Origin of the sequence: Brenneria roseae subsp. americana (assembly GCF_003115815.1) — a bacterium.
In the GTDB taxonomy this organism is placed as follows: domain Bacteria; phylum Pseudomonadota; class Gammaproteobacteria; order Enterobacterales; family Enterobacteriaceae; genus Brenneria; species Brenneria roseae.
On sequence record NZ_QDKJ01000003.1, the window covers coordinates 74,362 to 95,051 of the forward strand.

General features: G+C 50.3%; 17 protein-coding genes. 3 read left to right on the top strand and 14 right to left on the bottom strand.

What is annotated here, in order from left to right; all coding sequences use genetic code 11:
• Nucleotides 1-25 precede the first annotated feature (25 nt).
• Nucleotides 26-1,171, top strand: a complete 1,146-nt coding sequence (locus tag B4923_RS04245) for a glycerate kinase (protein WP_109053132.1) — start codon at nt 26-28, stop codon at nt 1,169-1,171.
• Between the two features lie 100 nt (nt 1,172-1,271).
• On the opposite strand, the gene B4923_RS04250 is transcribed toward B4923_RS04245, so the two are convergent.
• The 7 genes from B4923_RS04250 to licT form a co-directional block, all read right to left on the bottom strand.
• A complete protein-coding gene (locus B4923_RS04250; protein WP_109053133.1) occupies nt 1,272-1,484 on the bottom strand; it encodes a hypothetical protein in 213 nt (70 codons plus the stop codon).
• Entirely contained in the window at nt 1,468-2,496 is a 1,029-nt protein-coding gene (locus B4923_RS04255) for a nucleoside hydrolase (RefSeq protein WP_109053134.1), read from the bottom strand. The genes B4923_RS04250 and B4923_RS04255 overlap by 17 nt, the downstream gene beginning before the upstream one ends.
• 144 nt (nt 2,497-2,640) lie before the next feature.
• Nucleotides 2,641-4,248: a carbohydrate porin gene (locus tag B4923_RS04260; protein WP_109053135.1), complete on the bottom strand. Its 1,608-nt coding sequence runs from the start codon at nt 4,246-4,248 to the stop codon at nt 2,641-2,643.
• A gap of 131 nt (nt 4,249-4,379) precedes the next feature.
• A complete protein-coding gene (locus tag B4923_RS04265) occupies nt 4,380-6,074 on the bottom strand; it encodes an alpha-L-rhamnosidase-related protein (protein ID WP_211313922.1) in 1,695 nt (564 codons plus the stop codon).
• Nucleotides 6,075-6,164: 90 nt separating this feature from the next.
• The gene (locus tag B4923_RS04270; protein WP_109053136.1) at nt 6,165-7,559 is read right to left on the bottom strand and encodes a glycoside hydrolase family 1 protein; all 1,395 of its coding nucleotides are present in this window, start codon (nt 7,557-7,559) and stop codon (nt 6,165-6,167) included.
• Between the two features lie 41 nt (nt 7,560-7,600).
• Entirely contained in the window at nt 7,601-9,478 is a 1,878-nt protein-coding gene (gene bglF, locus B4923_RS04275; RefSeq protein WP_109053137.1) for a PTS beta-glucoside transporter subunit IIABC, read from the bottom strand.
• A 288-nt stretch (nt 9,479-9,766) separates the two neighbouring features.
• A complete protein-coding gene (gene licT, locus B4923_RS04280; protein ID WP_109053138.1) occupies nt 9,767-10,618 on the bottom strand; it encodes a BglG family transcription antiterminator LicT in 852 nt (283 codons plus the stop codon).
• A gap of 669 nt (nt 10,619-11,287) precedes the next feature.
• Here licT and pykF point away from each other — a divergent pair.
• Complete coding sequence (pykF, locus tag B4923_RS04285) at nt 11,288-12,700, top strand: pyruvate kinase PykF (RefSeq protein ID WP_109053139.1); 1,413 nt, start codon at nt 11,288-11,290, stop codon at nt 12,698-12,700.
• A 319-nt stretch (nt 12,701-13,019) separates the two neighbouring features.
• Nucleotides 13,020-13,256, top strand: coding sequence for a major outer membrane lipoprotein (locus tag B4923_RS04290; protein WP_005970385.1), 237 nt, complete (start codon nt 13,020-13,022; stop codon nt 13,254-13,256).
• A gap of 175 nt (nt 13,257-13,431) precedes the next feature.
• Here the strand turns inward: B4923_RS04290 and B4923_RS04295 are convergent, their stop codons facing one another.
• The 7 genes from B4923_RS04295 to sufA form a co-directional block, all read right to left on the bottom strand.
• Nucleotides 13,432-14,460 carry a L,D-transpeptidase family protein gene (locus tag B4923_RS04295; protein WP_109053140.1) on the bottom strand — a complete coding sequence of 343 codons (1,029 nt, stop codon included), beginning with the start codon at nt 14,458-14,460 and terminating at the stop codon, nt 13,432-13,434.
• A gap of 352 nt (nt 14,461-14,812) precedes the next feature.
• Entirely contained in the window at nt 14,813-15,232 is a 420-nt protein-coding gene (sufE, locus tag B4923_RS04300) for a cysteine desulfuration protein SufE (protein ID WP_109053141.1), read from the bottom strand.
• A 31-nt stretch (nt 15,233-15,263) separates the two neighbouring features.
• Nucleotides 15,264-16,487: a cysteine desulfurase SufS gene (gene sufS / locus B4923_RS04305; protein ID WP_109053142.1), complete on the bottom strand. Its 1,224-nt coding sequence runs from the start codon at nt 16,485-16,487 to the stop codon at nt 15,264-15,266.
• Nucleotides 16,484-17,818 (bottom strand): Fe-S cluster assembly protein SufD, encoded by a 1,335-nt coding sequence (gene sufD / locus B4923_RS04310; protein WP_109053143.1) that lies wholly within the window; start codon nt 17,816-17,818, stop codon nt 16,484-16,486. The genes sufS and sufD overlap by 4 nt, the downstream gene beginning before the upstream one ends.
• Nucleotides 17,793-18,539 carry a Fe-S cluster assembly ATPase SufC gene (sufC, locus tag B4923_RS04315; protein WP_109053144.1) on the bottom strand — a complete coding sequence of 249 codons (747 nt, stop codon included), beginning with the start codon at nt 18,537-18,539 and terminating at the stop codon, nt 17,793-17,795. The genes sufD and sufC overlap by 26 nt, the downstream gene beginning before the upstream one ends.
• A 91-nt stretch (nt 18,540-18,630) precedes the next feature.
• A complete protein-coding gene (sufB, locus tag B4923_RS04320) occupies nt 18,631-20,127 on the bottom strand; it encodes a Fe-S cluster assembly protein SufB (protein ID WP_109053145.1) in 1,497 nt (498 codons plus the stop codon).
• A gap of 13 nt (nt 20,128-20,140) precedes the next feature.
• Nucleotides 20,141-20,512 carry a Fe-S cluster assembly scaffold SufA gene (gene sufA / locus B4923_RS04325; RefSeq protein WP_109053146.1) on the bottom strand — a complete coding sequence of 124 codons (372 nt, stop codon included), beginning with the start codon at nt 20,510-20,512 and terminating at the stop codon, nt 20,141-20,143.
• Between the last annotated feature and the right edge of the window lie 178 nt (nt 20,513-20,690).

Consider the following 20,690-nt stretch of genomic DNA (forward strand, 5'->3'; position numbering starts at 1 on the left):
GCGCATTTATAAAATCGGATCGTTTATGAAAATCGTTATCGCACCGGATTCTTATAAAGAAAGTTTATCAGCCCAAGACGTAGCGACGCAGATTGAAGCCGGTTTCCGGGAGATATTTCCTGATGCCTGTTACGTTAAACTTCCGCTGGCGGACGGCGGCGAAGGCACGGTGGATGCGATGGTTGCCGCGACCGGAGGCCGGATTGTCAAGGTTTCGGTAACCGGTCCGCTGGGAGAGGAAATAGATGCGTTTTTCGGCCTGTCGGGTGATAAAAAAACGGCGTTTATCGAAATGGCCGCCGCCAGCGGTTTGGAGCAGGTACCGATGGCGCAGCGTAATCCGCTGCTGACGACCAGCTATGGTACGGGAGAACTGATCCGCCACGCGCTGGACCTCGGGGTGCGCCACTGCATTATTGGCATCGGCGGCAGCGCGACCAATGACGGCGGCGCGGGTATGGCGCAGGCGCTGGGGGCCAATCTGATCGATAAAAATGGCGGGCAGATTGGCTTTGGCGGCGGCGCGCTGGAAAATCTGGCTCATATAGATATCAGCAAACTGGATGCGCGCATCAAACAGTGTCGCATTGAGGTGGCCTGCGATGTCACCAACCCATTAACCGGGAAACTGGGGGCCTCTGCGATATTCGGCCCGCAGAAAGGGGCGACGGAAGCCATGGTTAGGCAATTGGACGCCGCGTTGAAGCATTACGCCGAGGTGATCCGGCGCGATATGGCTATAGATGTCGAACAGGTGCCGGGCGCAGGCGCGGGTGGAGGCATCGGCGCGGCGCTACAGGCGTTTTGCGGGGCGGAGTTGCGTCAGGGGATTGAGATTGTGACGGAAGCGCTGGGATTGGACGAACTGGTGCGGGATGCGTCGCTGGTCATTACCGGAGAAGGACGTATCGACAGCCAAACGATCCACGGCAAGGTGCCGATTGGCGTGGCGCGCGTAGCGAAACGCTATAACAAGCCGGTGGTGGGGATTGCGGGTAGCCTGACGGCGGATGTCGGCGTGGTGCATGAACATGGGCTGGATGCGGTGTTCAGCGTGCTCTACCATATCTGTTCGTTGGAAGAAGCGTTGAAGGATGCGGCAGAGAATGTTCGCCTCACGGCGCGCAACATCGCGGCCACCATTAAGCTGGCACAAGACATGCGCTGTTGAGGTTCTCTTGCTGGCAGGCGTTATCATTGGCGCCCCACCCCGGGACGAACAACAGCATAACGAACAGAATAGCCAAATAAATCGTTATGGTTGTTTCGTATTACTTCCAGTGAGCCCAGATGGATTCCGCGATGCCTACCACATTGATATCCACCGCGTTCACCATTCTGATGTCCTCATCAAGACGATCATAGGGCAGGTACTCATCGTAATAAGCCACCCCATAAAGTAACCGATCGCCGACAGGTCGATTCTCCTCTCTGCTCAGCGATGGCGGCATGCCCGCAAGGGCCGTTTCATTTGTTATCTCCATAGGCCAGCGCTAACTTGGCGTAGAAATCCTCCAGCGTAAACCGGGAGTCAACGGCGTGATATACGCGAATCTGACGCGCGCCAGGTTGAGGAGCATAAGTAAGATCATCATTCAGCAGTGGCGCATCACGCAGGGTGTAGTTGTATTCATGATCGTCGAGCAACAGAGAAACGGAAGGATTATCCCCCAGCACCCACACTTCACTTTTCGGCCAGGGTACATCTTTGATAATGGCGGAAATCTTCTTATTGAAATCAATCATCTGCTGCCACAAATACTCCCCAACCTGACCTTGTGGTTTGACTCGGGCGGCCAGTTCCGCCAGCGATACGCGAACGGACATATAGACATTGTGCGGTACTTGCCACAGCGCAACCTGCGATTTAAACACTTCATTCGCGGCAACCGGGTCATTAAACATATTGTATTCCCAGCCGCCTTTCGGATATGGCATGCCGCCAATCCAGACTACCGTCATTTTCTGCGCAATTCGCGGTTCGGCCAGCAAAGCGGCGGAGACATCCGTCAGCGACCCCATGACCAGCACAAACAGCGGAGTATTATCCTCCTTCATCGCCTCTTTAATCAGCGCTTTTGTCCCTTCACTCAACGCTGGCGACGTTTCCCCCTTTTTGAGCGCGTCCACCGCGCCGCGATACACCGGCACATCGGTTTTCTCCATAAGCGTCAGCAGATGTTTTAATTCCTGATAACTATTTTCCATGCTGGCGCCGGGATCGCTTTTCATTAACGGCGCGGTGCGGGCATAGTGAGCGGCAATGATGCCTTTAACCTGAAACGTCGGCGTCAGCAGCGCATGCGCCACAGCAAAATCATCATCCGCCTCGTTCTTGGCATCGCTGCTGATCATCACCCGGACATGTTTACCGTCCGCCACGTCGAACGGCAGCCCCTTCGCGACGGTAGAAAAAGCGCAAAGCGCGATGACCACGACAGCCAACCATTTACCGGTTTGGGTGACGTGTTTTACAACTTCACAGTTAATAGCCATAAGTATCCTTCATTCTCTTATTCCAATGAGGTTGAATTAATTGAATAACTTTTGCACAAACTCGATTAGGTACGGCATGAAATCCGGCGCTGAATTTCATGCCGCCATAATCCATATTTAACCCCTTACGCTAGCGGGTCGTTATTACCACCACACTTCCGCCTGTACCCCCACGGTGAACTGATCGCTTTTACTATCCGCAAATTGGAATTGGCTGATTTCATTATCCAATGCCTTCAGATAGGTACCGTAGAAACGTATTTCAGGACGGGATGTCAGCATGCTGGTGTCCACTTTAATGGTATGGAACAGCGTGGTTTTATAACCCGACTCATGATATTCCGCGCCTCCGGCTTTATTCTTCTGATCAAACCATCCCAGTTCCACGCCAGTCTGGTTGTTATTATCCCAGATATAAGCCGGACGAATAACCGCGCGAACACTTTCAAAATCGGTATGCGCGCCGGTATCATAGCTGTATATATCACTGCCGCGGGAATAGACCAGAGCATTAGCCATAATCACGTTGGGATGTAAATACATTTCCCCTTGTGAAATTAAACGGAACGCCTTGCCATAGCTGTGTTCGCCATAATAATCGTCATTATAGCCATAGGACGGGTTGGCATCGGAAATAAGCGCAAAGCCGCTGGCGATAGAATTATCCGCCCCTTGCAGAGTAAACTCATTAAAGCCGCCGCCGGTAAAATTCTGTCGCAAAATAACGCCGGCGTGCCAGGAATCTTTCACGCTATAGTAACTGCCGTCATTTTCATTACTTCTATTGGTGTCATTGCGGTTCGCCATCGCATACCGGCCGAAAACTTCCAGCGTGGCTTTATCCCACAATGGAAGATCTTTATAGCGCAGGTCAATGGAATTGCTATTTACCTGCTGCGTATTGCCCGAGGTTTCATAATCCACCGCGTGCGCGTCCAGATCCTGACGGGTCAGCGACACATTCAGCTTGCCGGGGCCGAGCTGCCAGTTTTCAATACCGACGCCCGCGCCAGCGTTGGTGCGGTGACTCTTCCAGTCCAGCATCTGAATTTCATAGACCGGCATATTGTGTTTGCCCACCCAGAAATCCGCTTCCGGCGCGAAGGGAAGGAATCCCTTGGTAGTTAAATAAATATCTGAAAATGCGAGCACATTTTCCGAATCCTTGTCAAACCAGCCCCCGCTGTACTGCAAACCCACATTGCCATCCAGCATGACCACCGCTTTAGCTACCTTGCCGTCCTGGTCGTACACTTTCTGCGCCAGTTCCAGATCGAACCAGGCGCCGTTTTCGTTACCGAAGCGCCCCACGGAACCGATAGCATAAGACTTCGGCGCGCCGCGCGTACCGGTGGCCCACCCTGACCGGAAGTATCCACGATAGCTGAAACCAATATCATCCTTGATGAATTTGCTAAGCTCATGCAGCGTCAGTGATTTCTGCTCTGTGGCGGCGGCCGTTTGCTGCGTGCCTGCCTGCTGGGGCGCTACCACTTCAGTAACAATACGCTCCTGGCCGGTTGGTTTCTCAATACTGCTGGTTGCCACCTGCTGTTTGTGTTCAACGATCGATTTGTATTCACGTAATTCTTGTTTCGTTGATTGTAATTCTTGTTTATTTTCCGCTAATTCCTTTTCCAGCAATGCCAGCCTTTCTTCTATCGTTAACGCCGCCGCCATCGCACTATTAGATAAAATAGCTGATGATATTAATAATACAATGAGTTTTAGAGAGTAGTGTTTTTTACGCATAATATTTTCCAGATAGAATACATAGTTAAAATAAAAACAAAGGAATACTCGATACTATCGTCAGTATCTGTTCGTGATTTTTAATAAAAATTTGCTGAGCGTTAGCTCACTTATGTAATATCAGTATTTTTCTATTTCCTAAATTGGGTACGAATAAAATAGCCTGGCGTACAACTCCACGCATGACAATAGCTATTAATTTGCTTGCTGCCATACGGCGAAGCCTGAGGATTATCAGGATCAAAGGCTTCCCAAAAGGTATCCGCTCCCGCTTTTATCATTCCTCCCCAATAATTTTCGACCAGTTTTTTGGCTTCCATTGTTAATCCACCCTGCACCAGCGCGTCAACCATATGATGATATAAATAAGGGGTCAGCGGTCGAATTGCCTCAGAGGTTTTCATCACTTTCTGTAAAGAAATAGCGCGTTCTTTCTGGGGTAATACATTAGCTAATGCCATCCATATTTGCGACGCCCAGGATATTTGCCGATTTTTCCCGCTAATAAATAATTGCAATGCCGGATCATAAAATGCTTCTCTGGCTGCGGCCGTCATTTTCGTCATTTTTTCGGCGACCGCATCCATATTCTCTGTGGGGAGAATAGTTTTTCCTAATTCAATTAAGCGCTGACAGCTATAAATCAATACTCCCTGCATCGCCGTCTGTTTGTCTATTCCTTGTATTGCGGCGTCCTGATCTTCCCCGCTGTTCCAGTCAATAAAAACATAATCTTTTTCCGGTATAATGAAGAGACCGTCCTGATTCACATGTTGCAGCAGCAACTCAATTTGTTTTTTCGCTATCGGCCACAGTTCAACAGCGGTCGCTTTATCCTGACTGGCACGAAAATAATCCAGCAGGACACAGCCAAACAGCGCGGCATAATCAAGCAGCACCACTTCCCCTATTCTGGGCGTCGGCTTTTCATAAACGCATGCGGTAACATAACCATCATCACGTTGCAGACCCGCAAAGAGATAAAGGCAGCGGCGCACTAAATCCGTATTATTGAAGCTGACATAGTTAGCCAATGCCTGTAGGCGCAGGTCTCCCAACCATAGCCGCCGATCTCGTTTCGGGCCATCTTCAAAGACCGTTTGCATACATTCACGCAGCGTCCTGATACTGGCTTTATCGATATCCCGCCACAGGGGACTGTCATACCGTTCGGGACGTTGTTTGTCCTCACCTGCCGATGACACCGCCTGAACCTGGAGATCATCGAATGTGACGCTGAAGTTGGATGAGGTCGCAATCACATCAATTTTCACATAGCGAAAAGCGTGCCGGCGGTCGATTCTTACCGGCGCAGGAAGAAAATCGACATTGATGATCTCTTCCGGCAGCCAGGCGGCGCTAATCCAGCCGTTATAGGGATAAAGGGATTCCGCGACATCAGTGACCACTTCCCCAAAGGTCAAGCGTAAACGTGCCGGCGAATCACAGGAAACCCCTTTCCAGCCTAACAGGAAGGTCAGAAATCCCGTGTAATGATCGCCGAAATCGACAATCACGCTGTCTCCGGTTTTAAACGTGCGTTGCGCCAACGTTTCCACGCCGGCGGTGTTCTCCATGACATACCCCAGCAGGTGGCTTTTATCCGCTTTCGGCTCCACCACCGATAGCGCCGGATAGGCAACCTCCGGCAACGCCGGCGTCAAAGCGTCAGCCAGTTGCAGATAGCGCTGCGCCGGAGTCGTAGCCGCGGCAGCGGTTCCCGTCCGTACCGATGAACCCGCTTTCGCCTGTGCGTTCTGCACCGGCCATGCTTTGATGCACGAAGCAACCACGGCAGCTTTTATCAATAATTCTCGTCTATTCATGTCAATATCCGATCCGCAGCGATAAAACCATAAATCGTCGGCCGGCACGGTAAGCGATCTGGTCTGCCGACGATTCAGGGGGCATTAAACCTATTTCAGCGCGTCACCATGGCTGTTAATCACATCGCGATACCAGTAAAAACTTTTCTTCCGTTTACGCTCCAGCGTGCCATTACCCTGGTCGTCACGATCGACATAAATAAAACCGTAGCGTTTCGACATTTCCGCTTTCGACGCGCTGACCAAATCGATAGGCCCCCAACTGGTGTACCCCAGCACCTCGACACCATCTTCCAGCGCCTCGCCAACCTGAACCAGGTGATCGTTAAGGTACTGAATACGGTAGTCATCATTGATGCTGCCATCGCTTTCAATCCGGTCTTTGGCGCCTAACCCGTTCTCCACAATAAACAGCGGCTTCTGATAACGGTCATACAACACATTCAACAGGATGCGCAGCCCTTCAGGATCGATCTGCCAACCCCATTCCGAACTTTCCAGATGAGGATTGGGCACCATATTCAGGATATTAGCGCGTGCCTTTTGATTGAGTTCTTCATCGGTGGTGACGCAACCGCTCATGTAATAGCTAAAGGAGATGAAATCGACGGTTTCCTTGAGCGAATCCCGGTCATCATCCGTTATCTGTAGCTCGATAGCATTTTGTTTAAAGAAACGCTTCATATAGGAGGGGTAACTGCCGCGTGCCTGAACATCGCCAAAGAACATCCATTCGCGGTTCTGCCGCAGCGTTTCCAGTACATCAGCCGGTTTACAGGTCAGCGGGTAAAGCAGACCGCCCAGCAACATGTTGCCGATTTTGGCGTCGGGAATAATTTCATGACAGGCTTTTACCGCTTTCGCGCTGGCCACCAGTTGATGGTGGATCGCCTGATAAATCGCCGCCTTATCGCTGCCTTCCGGCAGACCAACGCCGGTGAACGGCGCATGCAGCGACATATTAATCTCGTTAAACGTCAGCCAGTATTTAACCTTATGCTGAAAACGCTGAAATACCGTGCGCGCATAGCGTTCAAAGAATGCAATCACCTGACGATTGCCCCAGCCGCCATGGTTTTTCACCAGACCATAGGGCATTTCGTAATGTGACAACGTCACTAATGGCTGAATATGATGTTTGGCCATTTCGTCAAACAGGCGATCGTAGAATGCCAGTCCGGCTTCGTTTGGCGTCTCTTCATCGCCTTGCGGGAAAATGCGCGTCCAGGCGATCGAGGTACGCAGACACTTGAAGCCCATTTCGGCAAATAACGCGATATCTTCCGGATAGCGGTGATAGAAATCGATCGCCACGTCCTTTATGCCGCTATCGCCCTCGGTTCTCTCCACAATCTCGCCAAAAACACCCTGCGGTTGCAAATCGGAGGTGGATAACCCTTTACCGTCCGTTAAGTAAGCGCCTTCTACCTGATTGGCCGCGATCGCGCCGCCCCATAAAAAATCGTCAGGAAAACGGTGGCTCATTTTTAATCTCCTCCCCAATTCGGGTAGTAACTGTTTAACAATCAAATAATCAAGGTTAACAACGGGGACTGTTCCGCTACGGAATCACCCGCTACAGGTAATACATCGATGTAATCATCGCTGTTGGTAATAATGACCGGCGTGATCGTGTCATATCCCGCCGCTTCAATGGCCTGATAGTCAAACTCCACCAGGAGATCGCCCTGCTTGACCACATCCCCGGTTTTAACGTGGGCAGTAAAATACTGTCCGTTCAGTTTTACGGTATCAATCCCGATGTGAATCAATATTTCGGCGCCTTGATCGGACTCCAGGCCAATCGCATGATTGGTTTTAAACAACGATGCGACAACGCCATTGACCGGTGAAACCACTCGCCCGCTCTGCGGCTTGATAGCAACGCCTTTTCCCATCAGTCCGCTGGCAAACGTCTGATCGCTGACCTGTTCCAATGGATGGGTTGCGCCTTCGATCGGACTGCCGATGGATTGCTGACGTACTGGCGCGGCGCGTTCCTCCCGTACGGCTTCAACCGACGGAGCCGCTACGGGTTCTTTTTTTATCCCAAACAGGTAGCTGGCCACCGCAGAGAATACAAAGGAGACAGCCGAGCCGATGATTCCCCCCCACACGGTGATATCCATTCCAGTCGGCGGGATGATTTGCGTAAAGGCGAAGATACTGGGCAGGCCGAAAGAGTACTGTGTGGTGCCGAAATAGCCGGCAATCGCGCCGCCGAGCGCCCCGCCGATGCAGCCGAAGATAAACGGACGACGCAAAGGAAGGTTGACGCCATAGATAGCCGGTTCGGTGATACCGAAAATCCCGGCCGGAAATGCCGAACCCGCAATGCCTTTCAACTTTGCGTCCTTGGTGCGCAGAGAGACGCCCAGCGCCGCGCCTGCCTGCGCCAATACCGCCGGCGTTAATACGGCGATCAGCGTGTCATGCCCCAATGCGCTCAGGTTGTTGATCATCAGCGGCACGAATCCCCAGTGCAGACCGAACATGACGAAGATCTGCCACAGACCGCCCATAAAGCCGCCGGCAATGGTTTGATTTGCGCCATAGATCAACTGATAGCCATGCGCCAGCTGATAGCTTAGCCAAGTGGTCACCGGACCGATGGCTAAAAACGTCAGCGGTACGGTAATCAGCAAACACAGGGCCGGCGTCAGGAAGTTACGGATATTGGCGTGCAGGAAAGCGTTCAGTGGTTTTTCCAGTTTGCAGGAAACCCACGCGGCAAAAATAATCGGAATAACCGATGAAGCATAATTGATAAACGTAATGGGAATGCCGAGAAAATGTAATGGCTGATAATCCGCCGCCGACATAGCATTAAATTCAGCAATCATGGTCGGATGCACCAGCGCGCCGCCAATCGCCATCGTCACAAAAGGATTGCCGCCAAATTTTTTACCGGCGGTATAACCTAATATTATTGGGAAGAAATAAAACAGTGCATCACTGGTGGAAAATAACAACTTATAGGTGCCGCTACTTTCCACCATCCAGCCACAGGCCAGGCTCAACGCCAAAAATCCTTTCAGGATCCCGGATGCGGCCATAACGCCCATCAGTGGCGTGAATATACCAGCAATAATATCGATGAGACGCGAGAAAATATTCTCCTTCTCACCGTCTCCCGGCGTATTTGCCTCCCCTTCGCCAATACCGGAAACATCGAGCAGATCCTGATAAACCTCGCTGACATGATTACCCACAACAACCTGAAACTGACCTCCACTTTCAACCACCATAATAACGCCGGGGTTATTTTTAAGGGCAACCGCATCCGCCTTCTTGTTATTTTTTAATTTAAAACGTAACCGTGTCGCACAATGTATTACGCTATTTACATTATCGCGTCCACCCACGCCTTCAAGTATCTCACTGGCTAATGTCTTATATTTCATTGCCTATCCTTAACACTGATAACTACACATATAAATCAGGATGTTACGCTCATCCAATGCTATTTTTGAGATAAAAAAAAACCCAAATCATTTTCCTCGCCGTCAATAACCGGGGAACAAAATGATTTAGGTTTTGCCTGAAAACAAGTTTCACTTGCTGACAGTTACAATCCTGTTTTTTTTAATTAACCTGATTAAATCCTATTACCTAACCCGAAAACATTGCAAGTAGTTTATGGAAAACAAATAAGAATTATGTGATGCAAAGCAAATTTATTTTTACTAATGTTAATTCATTTTTTTCAGGCAACTCTCCGTCCTGACACGTTCAATATGAATAGTCAAAAACATCAATTCTTCTTTGGTCAAGGCATAACAATATTGCTGACAGATATGCGTCTGTATTTTTTCTGCGCAATGGTAGGACAACGAATATTTTTCTTTAACCACATCGTGTAGCGATTCATCATCGCTAAAAACGGTGCTTTTCCCAATGAGTCGTTGCGCAAAGAATTTCAAATGAGTGACAAACCGATGATAGCTTAGCGCCTGCTCGTCATAATCCAGATTTAACTGGTATTTAACAATATTCAGTATCTCCTGCATGATCTTGGTAATCTGAATAACCTCTGGCATTTCACTATCAAGCTGGGCATTGACTAAATGTAATGCAATGAAACCCGCTTCATCTTCCGGCAAGCGAACGAACAGACGCTGCTCAATAATATCCAGCGCTTCCATACCAACCGCAAATTCTTTCGGATAAAGCCGCTTAATCTCCCACTGCAACACGTTACGAATATTTACCCCTTGCTTGTGACGTTCTATCGCAAAATGACAGTGGTCGGTCAAAGAGATGTAGATGCTGTTTTGCAGTTTTCCCGGCAGACGCGCTTTCGCCAGCAGGATGATTTTATCCGCCGTTGTTATCACTTCCAGCGGGATTTCAGATAGCAGCTCTTGCAGCCGCGACGTCAACTCACCGCTTTTCATCACAAACACACGTTCAATCAACGACTCATCCAGCCGATCGCCAGTATGCTTTTTGAACCCCAATCCCCGGCCCATGACAACCGACTCATTATTGTTTTCGTCAATCACGGTCACGACGTTGTTGTTGAGTATCTTGGCAATCTTCATTATTCAAACCCTGGAAACAAAAAAACCAGACATTCGCTCATTATAAACGAGTGTCTGGTTTTGCCTGCTTGTGCAGTAACAATCCATAATGTCAAATAAACTATCACTTGCTGTTATCTTCTCAACAGCAATGACGCAGAAACGTGATGCAGATCGATAGAAAAAACATTTTATTTACATCTTCTTTTTATTTATTTCATAAATAACATGAAAAATCGCATCCTGGACAGCATGTTGCCACCGGCGTTTCCTGTTTGCGTAGCGTTTTCCTGTGCAGTTGCGCAACAAAGGTAGGTAAAAATAACAAATCGTTCGGTTTTTTGCGTGAACACGACAAAATATTCACTTTGTTGCATTTTACCACCTTGTTTCTCATGGCTTAATAACTATAATACGAAACGTCGTTTCAATTGAATGGTTTCAGCTAACCAACGTGCCGCTATCAATAACACTACTATTATCAATGGCATCGCCTACCTTTTTCCCGCTAATAATACGCGACGATCGGTTACGCTTTTATCATCTGTTCGCTGTAATCATCTATACTTATCCCTTTAAGAACCGGTTTCATCCAGATTGTTCCCAAACGCATTTTTTCCGTAGGTTGTTTTCTCTCGCACCGCCGGATCCCACGTTTTTTTATCCATCACAACTTGTAGAACCTAACGTATGAAAAAGACAAAGATTGTTTGTACCATCGGGCCAAAAACAGAATCTGAAGAGATGCTGACCAACATGCTGACTGCCGGTATGAATGTTATGCGCCTGAACTTCTCTCACGGGGATTACGCCGAACACGGTCAACGCATCAAAAATCTGCGTTCTGTTATAGCGAAAACCGGTAAACAAGCCGCGATCCTGTTGGATACCAAAGGCCCTGAAATCCGTACCATGAAGCTGGAAAACGGCGCAGATGTGTCTCTGACTGCCGGCCAGACATTCACGTTCACCACCGATCAAAACGTCGTTGGTAACAAAGACCGCGTTGCGGTGACTTATGCCGGTTTCACCGAAGACCTGAGCGTCGGTAACACCGTACTGGTTGATGATGGTCTGATCGGTATGCAAGTTACCGCGATCGGCGGCAATGAAGTGGTTTGTAAAGTCCTGAACAACGGCGACCTGGGGGAAAACAAAGGCGTTAACCTGCCAGGCGTTTCCATCCAGTTGCCCGCTTTGGCTGAAAAAGACAAACGTGATCTGATTTTTGGTTGTGAACAAGGCGTCGATTTTGTTGCGGCATCCTTCATCCGCAAACGCTCTGACGTTGAAGAGATTCGGGCTCATCTGAAAGCGCACGGCGGCGAGCACATTCAGATCATTTCCAAAATCGAAAACCAGGAAGGCCTGAACAATTTCGACGAAATTCTGGAAGCCTCTGACGGCATCATGGTCGCCCGTGGCGATCTGGGCGTCGAAATTCCGGTTGAAGAAGTCATTTTCGCGCAGAAAATGATGATCGAAAAATGCAATTTGGCGCGCAAAGTCGTTATCACCGCGACGCAAATGCTGGATTCCATGATCAAAAACCCGCGTCCAACCCGTGCCGAAGCGGGCGACGTCGCTAACGCCATCATTGATGGCACCGACGCGGTCATGCTGTCTGGTGAAAGCGCGAAAGGGAAATATCCGCTGGAATCGGTGACGATTATGGCAACCATCTGCCAGCGTACCGACACCGTGATGAAATCGCGTCTGGATACCATCAAGTCCCCGGGCAAACTGCGTATTACCGAAGCGGTGTGCCGTGGTGCGGTAGAAACCGCGGAGAAACTGGATGCGCCGTTGATCGTTGTAGCAACCAGCGGCGGCAAATCCGCGAAATCTATCCGGAAGTACTTCCCGAACGCACGAATTCTGGCGCTGACCACCAACGAAGTCACGGCTCGTCAACTGTTGCTGAGCAAAGGCGTCGACACGCTGCTGGTCAAAGAAATCGCCTCTACGGATGATTTCTATCGCCTCGGTAAAGCAGCCGCGTTAAACAGCGGCTATGCGCAAGAAGGTGATGTTGTTGTGATGGTTTCAGGCGCGCTGGTTTCCAGCGGCACCACCAATACGGCATCCGTACACCGCCTCTAAAACCGGCTGGCTTACACATTTATTAAAAAAGCGCCTTGAATGGCGCTTTTTTATATTTTGTTGTTATCAAACACGCATTGGCAACCAAATTAACGCCTCTGGTTAACACATAATTCTAATTGCCAAAACCTCAGACTTGTCCGATAAAAATAATGCTGTTTTCCTTACTTTTTTAATGATTCTGTAAAACCCGCTGCTTCTTTGAGCGAACGATCAAAATTAAGCATGTTCTCATCAAAAATTTATTCTCATTAGAAAAAAGTTTGTGTAATACTTGTAACGCTACATGGAGATTAACTCAATCTAGAGGGTATTAATAATGAATCGTACTAAACTGGTACTGGGCGCGGTAATTCTGGGTTCTACTCTGCTGGCAGGTTGCTCCAGCAATGCTAAAATTGACCAACTGTCTTCTGACGTTCAGACTCTGAACGCTAAAGTTGATCAACTGAGCAACGACGTGAACGCAATCCGCTCTGACGTACAGGCTGCTAAAGACGATGCAGCTCGTGCTAACCAGCGTCTTGACAACCAAGTTCGTACTTACAAAAAGTAATCGAACTGGTTAAGTAGTGAAAATGGCGCACATTGTGCGCCATTTTTTTTGCCTTCTTTTCACAGGGGAGCGCGGTATTCCGCGTTCCCCTTTTCGTCAGCAGGACGCCGCCGTCACATTCTGCCATTCCCCCGCGCAGATGGACTGAACGCAGAGCCAGCGCGGTTGACTCATATTATTGAGCCGATGCACTGATTGCGGTAATGGGGGCCGCCTGATGCGTTTCAGCGTCATCTGCGGCGAATTGCACCGGCGCTTCCTCGTAAGTATTGATGTCTTGTCCCACGTTCACCAGAATCGGCATCCCTGAACGACGCACGATAGCATCAGCGACGGCCCTGGCATCGGTATCATCCGCATCAATAAATTTCTTGTTTTTGGCATTAATGTTGATCGGCATGGTTTGCGGATCATCTTTATCGGTTTTAGACAACGGCTGGTGCACTTCCACATAACGTTTACCGTCTGGCTCAACCGAGGTCTTGATGGCGTCGTTAACGATCTGTACGCGGGTTCCGACAGGCACGTCATCGAACAACGCCTGGATATCCTCAGGCCGCAAGCGGATACACCCTGAGCTGACGCGCATGCCGATACCGAAATTGGCATTGGTGCCATGCAACAGGTAAACGCCGCCATGCGCCGCCAGACGTAAGGCATGCAATCCCATCGGATTATCCGGCCCGGCCGGTACCACTGCGGGCAGCGTGATCCCCTGCTCTTCAAGATAGTGTTTACGAATATTGGCTGTCGGCGTCCAGGTCGGGTTTTCTCGCTTCTCACGGATGGTGGTGGTCATCAATGGCGTGTTACGTCCCAGTTGACCGATGCCGATAGGATAAACAATCACGGTGTTTTTGCCTTTGGGATAATAGTACAGACGCAGCTCTGCGAGGTTGACGACAATCCCTTCGCGCGGCGTATCAGGCAGCAACATTTGGGTAGGGATCGTCAGCGTGGAACCCGCTTTCGGCAGATAGGGATCGGTGCCCGGGTTCGCCTCCAACATCCCCAACAGTCCAATCTTGAAGTCAGCAGCAATAGCTTCCAGCGGACGCCCATCGTCCGGAACGGTATAAGCGATATTCTCACCGATAAGACGGCTATCAGGCGGTGGTAATGGATACTCCGTCGCACTGGCAACGCTACTGCCTGCCAGATATGTCGCCAAGACCATACCAAGTAAAGTAAATGCGCGTTTCATACTAAATTCCTACATCAAGGCCCAAGTGGTCGGTTAATCAACGATGCCTGGTCCTATTTCCTGCAACCAGTATCCTGTTATAGTAGCATTATCGAAATAAAATTATATTTTATTTAAAAATCAACGCATTGATATGCAATTCTTTACAAAAAGCAGTCGTAGAATAAAATCCATGTCCTGATAAATCTATGGACTCATTCTGAAATATCAGCGCGTAACGCCTTGATGAAAAGCAAAAAGCGCCAGACTTGATACGCTGGCGCTTTCTTACGAAATGAACCGATTGGGATAATGTTATTTATCCCTGTTATTCTTCACGCTGCCGGTACATTTTTGCTGCCGGATATTGAATTTACTGAATATGCAGCGCGGCGCGCGCGCGAATCGCCCGCAGCATCGCTTCCAACCCCTGCGAACGAGATGGCGTTAAATGTTGATTCAGCGCCAGCTCCTCAAAGAAAGGGCGAACATCCAGCTTAACGATATCTTGTGCGGTCAACCCTTGATAAAGACTAAACACCACGGCAATCAATCCCTTCACGATGGCGGCATCACTGTCGCCGTGCAGGGTTATCCGGCCCTGCTCGTCACGTTGCATCACAATCCAGACCTGACTCTGGCAGCCGGAAATCAGATTTTCGGCCCGACGCCAGACTTCCGGCAGCGGTTCAAGCCGCGCCCCCAGCTCAATAATATAAAGATACTTCTCTTCCCAGTTATGACAGCGCGAAAAATTACGTACTAATTTCTGCGGATCCGGCAGACTTGCCATTTTTTCCTCCCCAGGCAACGTGGCGCGAGGCTCAGTTGCCCAGCAATCGATGGATACGTTGCAACCCGGCGACCAGCCGGTCGATTTCTTCGCGAGTAGTATAAACGGCAAGCGAGGCGCGGCACATACTGGAAACGGCATAGTGTTCCATCAATGGCATCGCGCAGTGGTGGCCGGTGCGGATCGCAATTCCATACTGATCGAGGAAACTGCCCACATCGTAGGCATGGTGTTGCCCCAGATTGAACGCAATGACTCCATGCCGTTCTGCCGGGCCGTACAGCGTTAAATCCGGTACCTGAGCCAACGCTTCCAACGCATAGCGCATCAGGGAAGATTCATAGCGCGCAATGGCATCACGCCCCAACGCGGTTACATAGCTCAGCGCCGCGCCCAGCCCCATGATCCCGGCAGTATTGGGAGAACCGGCCTCAAAGCGCCACGGCACATCCGCATAGGTGGTTCCGGTATGCAGGCTCACCTGACGGATCATCGCGCCTCCGCCTTCCCACGGCGGCATTGACGCCAACAGCGCCTGTTTGCCATACAACACGCCGATACCGGAAGGACCGTAAATCTTATGTCCCGAAAAAACAAAGAAATCACAATCCAGATCCTGTACATCGATCGGCTGATGCATAATCGACTGGGCGCCATCCACCAGAACGACCGCCCCTGCGGCTTTCGCCTGAGCAATGATCTCTTTGACCGGATTTAATGTGCCAAGTACGTTGGAGATGTGCGTTACCGCCAACAAGCGGGTCCGTTCATCAAGCAATTCGGGCAGATGCGACAGATCCAGCGTTCCATCCGCTGCCAACGGAATAACGCGAATTTCCACACCTCGCGCTTCAGCCAGCATTTGCCAGGGAACAATATTGGCGTGATGTTCCATCTCCGTAATGATCAGATTATCGCCCGCTTGCAGGAACGTATGCCCGTAACTGTTGGCCACCAGATTAATGGCTTCCGTGGTTCCCCGCACAAAGACGATCTCTTCTGCCGAGGCCGCATTGATAAAGGTCGCAACCTGCTCACGCACCGCTTCCATCGCCGTGGTGGCCTGCGCGCTCAACGTATGAATACCGCGATGTACAGCGGCATACTCATGCTGATAGAAGGCCATTTCCCGCGCAATGACCGCCTGCGGCTTTTGCGCGCTCGCGGCGCTGTCCAGATAGGCCAATTGTTGTCCGTTGACTTCTCTCGTCAATAAAGGAAAGTCAGCACGAACTTGTTCGATGGGATAATTCATAACGCCGCCTTTTCCGACTCAGCCAATGCGTTAGGCAAACGCAGTGCGATGCGTTTCAATATCACACTTCGCAGCGACTCATCTTCAATCGCTTCCGTCAATTCTGCGGCAAAGGCAAAAATAATCATCTGTTGCGCGTCCTGCTGCGTGATGCCGCGTGAACGCAGATAAAACAGCTGTTCTTCGTCCATGCGTCCTATCGTCGCGCCGTGGCTGCACTTAACATCATCCGCATAGATTTCGAGCTGCGGTTTGGTATCGACTTCAGCCAATCGCCCCAACAACAGATTGTTGTTCGTCATCTGTCCATCGGTTTTCAGAGCATGAGGTGCCACTTTGATCATACCGTTGAACACCGCTTTAGCGCGGTCGTTAACGATGGTTTTATGCAACTGCCGACTTTCACCGAATCCCTGATTATGTTCCAGATAAGTCCGGGTATCGCACACCTCGCTGCCGATAGGCAGAATAAGGCTGTTGATGACCAAATTGGTTCCTTCGCCATTCAGTTGCGCGCTGGTGTTATTACGGGTCAACCCCGCGCCCAGCAGGAAACTGTGGCTACGAACCTGCGCGTCACGCGACAGCACCAGATCGTTATGCGAAAAGTGGTAGCTGGCCGCGGCTTCGAAAGCCAGTTTATAGTGGCTGACGCGGCTGTTTTCTCCCGCACTGACCGTCAGGCGGGCGCCAGTAAAGTGCGCGTACTGGTCCAGACTGACGTAATGCTCAATGATCTGCGCGCTGGCGCCGCGTTCAACCTGCAAGTGATGGCGATGATGGACGGTATTCAACGCCGCGCCCTGGCTGCTGCTGATATGCAGTAAGTACAAGGGTTTTTCAGCCTGTTGATTAGCGGCCAGACGAATCAATGTGCTTTGCGCGGCCAGACTTTCCGTCAGATGCAGGAACACTTCCGGCTGAACTGCCGGAGGAAATTCACCGTGCGCACGAGCGACCTTGATATCCACCTGATAGGGTCCCCACTGCGTGTCGCTGAGCGACGCATTGAATACGCCATCAATAAAGACCAGACGCCAGGCATCAATGGGCAACGCCAGCGCATCCAGCGTATCCTGCGCGACGGACGATACCTGCGGCGCAACGAATTCGTGCGCCAACAGTCCGTCCAGCGGGGTATATTTCCAATGCTCGTGCTTACGGTGCGGCAATCCCAGACGCAGCACTTCCTGCCAATGTTGGTACGCATCCGATGAACGCTGAGTATTCGCGCGGTCAAACAGGCTGTGCCACTGTTGCAGGGCTTTTTCCTGCTTTTGCTCGATGCCTGCTTTGGCGCTCGTTTTATTGTTGGTCGGTAAGCCAGCCATAGCCTTGCTCCTCCAACTGTTTCACCAGAGAAAAATCGCCAGATTTCACAATGCGTCCCTGAGAAAGAACGTGTACATGGTCTGGTTTGATGTAATCAAGAATACGCTGGTAGTGCGTGACGATAATAAAAGAACGCTGTTCGTTACGCAGGGCATTCACCCCGTTGGCGACAATTTTCAACGCATCGATGTCCAGACCGGAGTCGGTTTCATCAAGAATGCACAAATCCGGCTCAAGCGCCGCCATTTGCAGAATATCATTCCGCTTTTTCTCGCCGCCGGAAAAGCCGACGTTGACGGAACGGGTCAGCAAATCTTCCGGCATTTTCAACAGTTTGATTTTATCTTCGATAAAATCGGCAAAATCAAAGCGATCCAGCGGTTCCTGTTCACGGTATTTGCGCACGGCATTCACGGCCGTTTGCAAAAAGAACTGATTACTGACGCCGGGGATCTCCACCGGATACTGAAATGCCATAAAGATGCCCTCACCCGCGCGGTCTTCAGGATCCAGTTCCAGTAAATCCTTGCCTTTGAAGCTGACGGCGCCGTCGGTGACTTCATATTCTTCACGTCCGGCCAGCGTAGCGGAGAGCGTACTTTTCCCTGAGCCATTCGGCCCCATGATCGCATGGACTTCTCCCGGCTTAACCGTGAGATTCAGCCCCTTAATAATCTCTTTGCCTTCTACGCTGACTTTTAAATTTTCAATGCTTAACATGCTCTATCCTTCCAGGCGTCGGATATCTTGCGACGCTCATCATTTTTGTAACCGATGATTTTCTATCAATAAAAATCCCGGTAATCGCCAATCAACCTACGCTGTGTTCCAGACTAATCGCCAGTAACTTCTGCGCCTCTACCGCAAATTCCAGCGGTAGTTCAGAGAAGACATCTTTACAGAATCCGTTAACGATCATGGAGATCGCATCATCTTCACTGATGCCGCGTTGCAGGCAGTAGAACAGTTGATCGTCGCCAATCTTCGAGGTTGTCGCCTCATGCTCCAGTTGCGCCGTGTTATTGCGCGCTTCCACATACGGGAACGTGTGCGCGCCGCAGTCGCTACCAATCAACATCGAGTCACACTGCGTAAAGTTACGCGCGTTGGTGGCGCTCGGCATGATCTTCACCAGACCGCGATAGGTGTTCTCACTGTGTCCGGCGGAAATCCCTTTGGAGATAATGGTTGAGCGGGTGTTTTTACCGATATGAATCATTTTGGTCCCGGTATCGGCTTGTTGACGACCATTGGTCAGTGCAACAGAGAAAAATTCGCCGACCGAGTTGTCGCCGCGTAGCACGACGCTTGGGTATTTCCAGGTAATGGCCGAGCCGGTTTCCGATTGCGTCCAGGACATTTTAGAATATTCGCCCGCGCACAGCGCGCGTTTGGTGACAAAGTTCAGAATGCCGCCTTCGGCGTCTTTACCGGAGAACCAGTTCTGCACCGTGGAATATTTTACTTCCGCGTTTTTATTGATGATGACTTCAACTACCGCCGCATGCAGCTGATAGGTGTCACGTACCGGCGCGGAACAACCCTCAATATAACTGACGTAGCTGTCATCATCCGCAATCAGGATCGTGCGCTCAAACTGGCCGGTTTTAGCCGCGTTAATGCGGAAATAGGTGGATAACTCCATCGGACAACGCACGCCTTTCGGTACATAGACAAACGTACCATCAGACGCGACCGCCGCATTCAGCGCAGCAAAGAAGTTGTCATTCGAGGGCACGACCGTACCGAGATACTGGCGCACCAAATCAGGGTGCTCCTGAATGGCTTCGCTGAATGAACAGAAAATAATGCCCTGCTCCGCCAGCTCATGTCGGTAGGTGGTGGCGACGGAGACGGAGTCGAAAATGGCGTCAACCGCCACCGCTTTTCCTTCACGCACCGGGACGCCGAGCTGATTGAAAGCATTCTCGACTTCACTGGTCAGGTAGTTATTCACTTCCGCAATGCTGGATTGCTGGGTCGCGCCCGGCTGCGAGTCGCAATTGTCATCGCAATTGCCGCAGGACGGTGCGGAATAATAGCTATAGTCCTGGTAGTCGAGCTTATCGTAATGCGCTTTCAGCCAATGCGGCTCTTCCATTTCCAACCACGCCCGGTAGGCATTCAGGCGGAATTCCAGCATCCATTCAGGTTCATTGCGTTTTGCTGAAATGGCCCGCACGACATCCTCATTGATGCCGCGCGCCAATTGATCGGTTGCCAGCTCGGTAAAAAAGCCTTCTTTATAGCGTCCATCACCCATCCAGATCTGGACATCATCAGGTACATCTACTGTGCTACGTGCCATAATTTGTCATCACTTAAATGCCGAAGCTCTCGCCACATCCACAGGCATGCTGAGCGTTGGGATTATTAAACTTAAACACCTGATTCAGTCCCTCACGGACAAAATCGAGTTCGGTGCCATCAATAAAAGGCATCGCTTTTAGCGGCACATACAGCTTTGCGCCGTCGCGTTCGAACAGTAAGTCATCCGTTTCGGATTCACGAACCAGATCCAACACATAACCAAACCCAGCGCAGCCGGATTGTTTAACGCCAAGCCGTAAACCTTTCACCGCAGCATCCTGCTGTATCAAATGCTTGATTTGTCCCACGGCGCTATCTGTCAGTGTCAATCCTTTCCAGACGTTTTCATCCAGTGAAAAGGTCCCTACACTTTCCGTTTGCATAACGAATACCTCATGACGTGTCGTACCAGTTTCAGGCTGGTTTCCTCTAATGTTAGTGATAATGAAACTTGCTTCAACCTCTTGTTTCGCAGGGCTATTCGTAACATTTGTTTTTTGATGACGGCGACGAGGCTCGTTCATCATGATTACAAGGCGAAAAAAACACCCCGCACATAGG

Excerpts from the sequence above, each read along its gene's own strand:
- B4923_RS04290 (WP_005970385.1), top strand. The coding sequence starts at position 13,020 with ATGAATCGTACTAAACTGGTACTGGGCGCGGTAATTCTGGGTTCTACT.
- sufS (WP_109053142.1), bottom strand. The coding sequence starts at position 16,487 with ATGAATTATCCCATCGAACAAGTTCGTGCTGACTTTCCTTTATTGACG.
- sufB (WP_109053145.1), bottom strand. The coding sequence starts at position 20,127 with ATGGCACGTAGCACAGTAGATGTACCTGATGATGTCCAGATCTGGATG.
- bglF (WP_109053137.1), bottom strand. The coding sequence starts at position 9,478 with ATGAAATATAAGACATTAGCCAGTGAGATACTTGAAGGCGTGGGTGGA.
- sufC (WP_109053144.1), bottom strand. The coding sequence starts at position 18,539 with ATGTTAAGCATTGAAAATTTAAAAGTCAGCGTAGAAGGCAAAGAGATT.
- B4923_RS04255 (WP_109053134.1), bottom strand. The coding sequence starts at position 2,496 with ATGGCTATTAACTGTGAAGTTGTAAAACACGTCACCCAAACCGGTAAA.
- B4923_RS04270 (WP_109053136.1), bottom strand. The coding sequence starts at position 7,559 with ATGAGCCACCGTTTTCCTGACGATTTTTTATGGGGCGGCGCGATCGCG.
- sufA (WP_109053146.1), bottom strand. The coding sequence starts at position 20,512 with ATGCAAACGGAAAGTGTAGGGACCTTTTCACTGGATGAAAACGTCTGG.
- B4923_RS04250 (WP_109053133.1), bottom strand. The coding sequence starts at position 1,484 with ATGGAGATAACAAATGAAACGGCCCTTGCGGGCATGCCGCCATCGCTG.
- B4923_RS04245 (WP_109053132.1), top strand. The coding sequence starts at position 26 with ATGAAAATCGTTATCGCACCGGATTCTTATAAAGAAAGTTTATCAGCC.
- licT (WP_109053138.1), bottom strand. The coding sequence starts at position 10,618 with ATGAAGATTGCCAAGATACTCAACAACAACGTCGTGACCGTGATTGAC.
- B4923_RS04265 (WP_211313922.1), bottom strand. The coding sequence starts at position 6,074 with ATGAATAGACGAGAATTATTGATAAAAGCTGCCGTGGTTGCTTCGTGC.
- sufE (WP_109053141.1), bottom strand. The coding sequence starts at position 15,232 with ATGGCAAGTCTGCCGGATCCGCAGAAATTAGTACGTAATTTTTCGCGC.
- B4923_RS04260 (WP_109053135.1), bottom strand. The coding sequence starts at position 4,248 with ATGCGTAAAAAACACTACTCTCTAAAACTCATTGTATTATTAATATCA.
- sufD (WP_109053143.1), bottom strand. The coding sequence starts at position 17,818 with ATGGCTGGCTTACCGACCAACAATAAAACGAGCGCCAAAGCAGGCATC.
- B4923_RS04295 (WP_109053140.1), bottom strand. The coding sequence starts at position 14,460 with ATGAAACGCGCATTTACTTTACTTGGTATGGTCTTGGCGACATATCTG.
- pykF (WP_109053139.1), top strand. The coding sequence starts at position 11,288 with ATGAAAAAGACAAAGATTGTTTGTACCATCGGGCCAAAAACAGAATCT.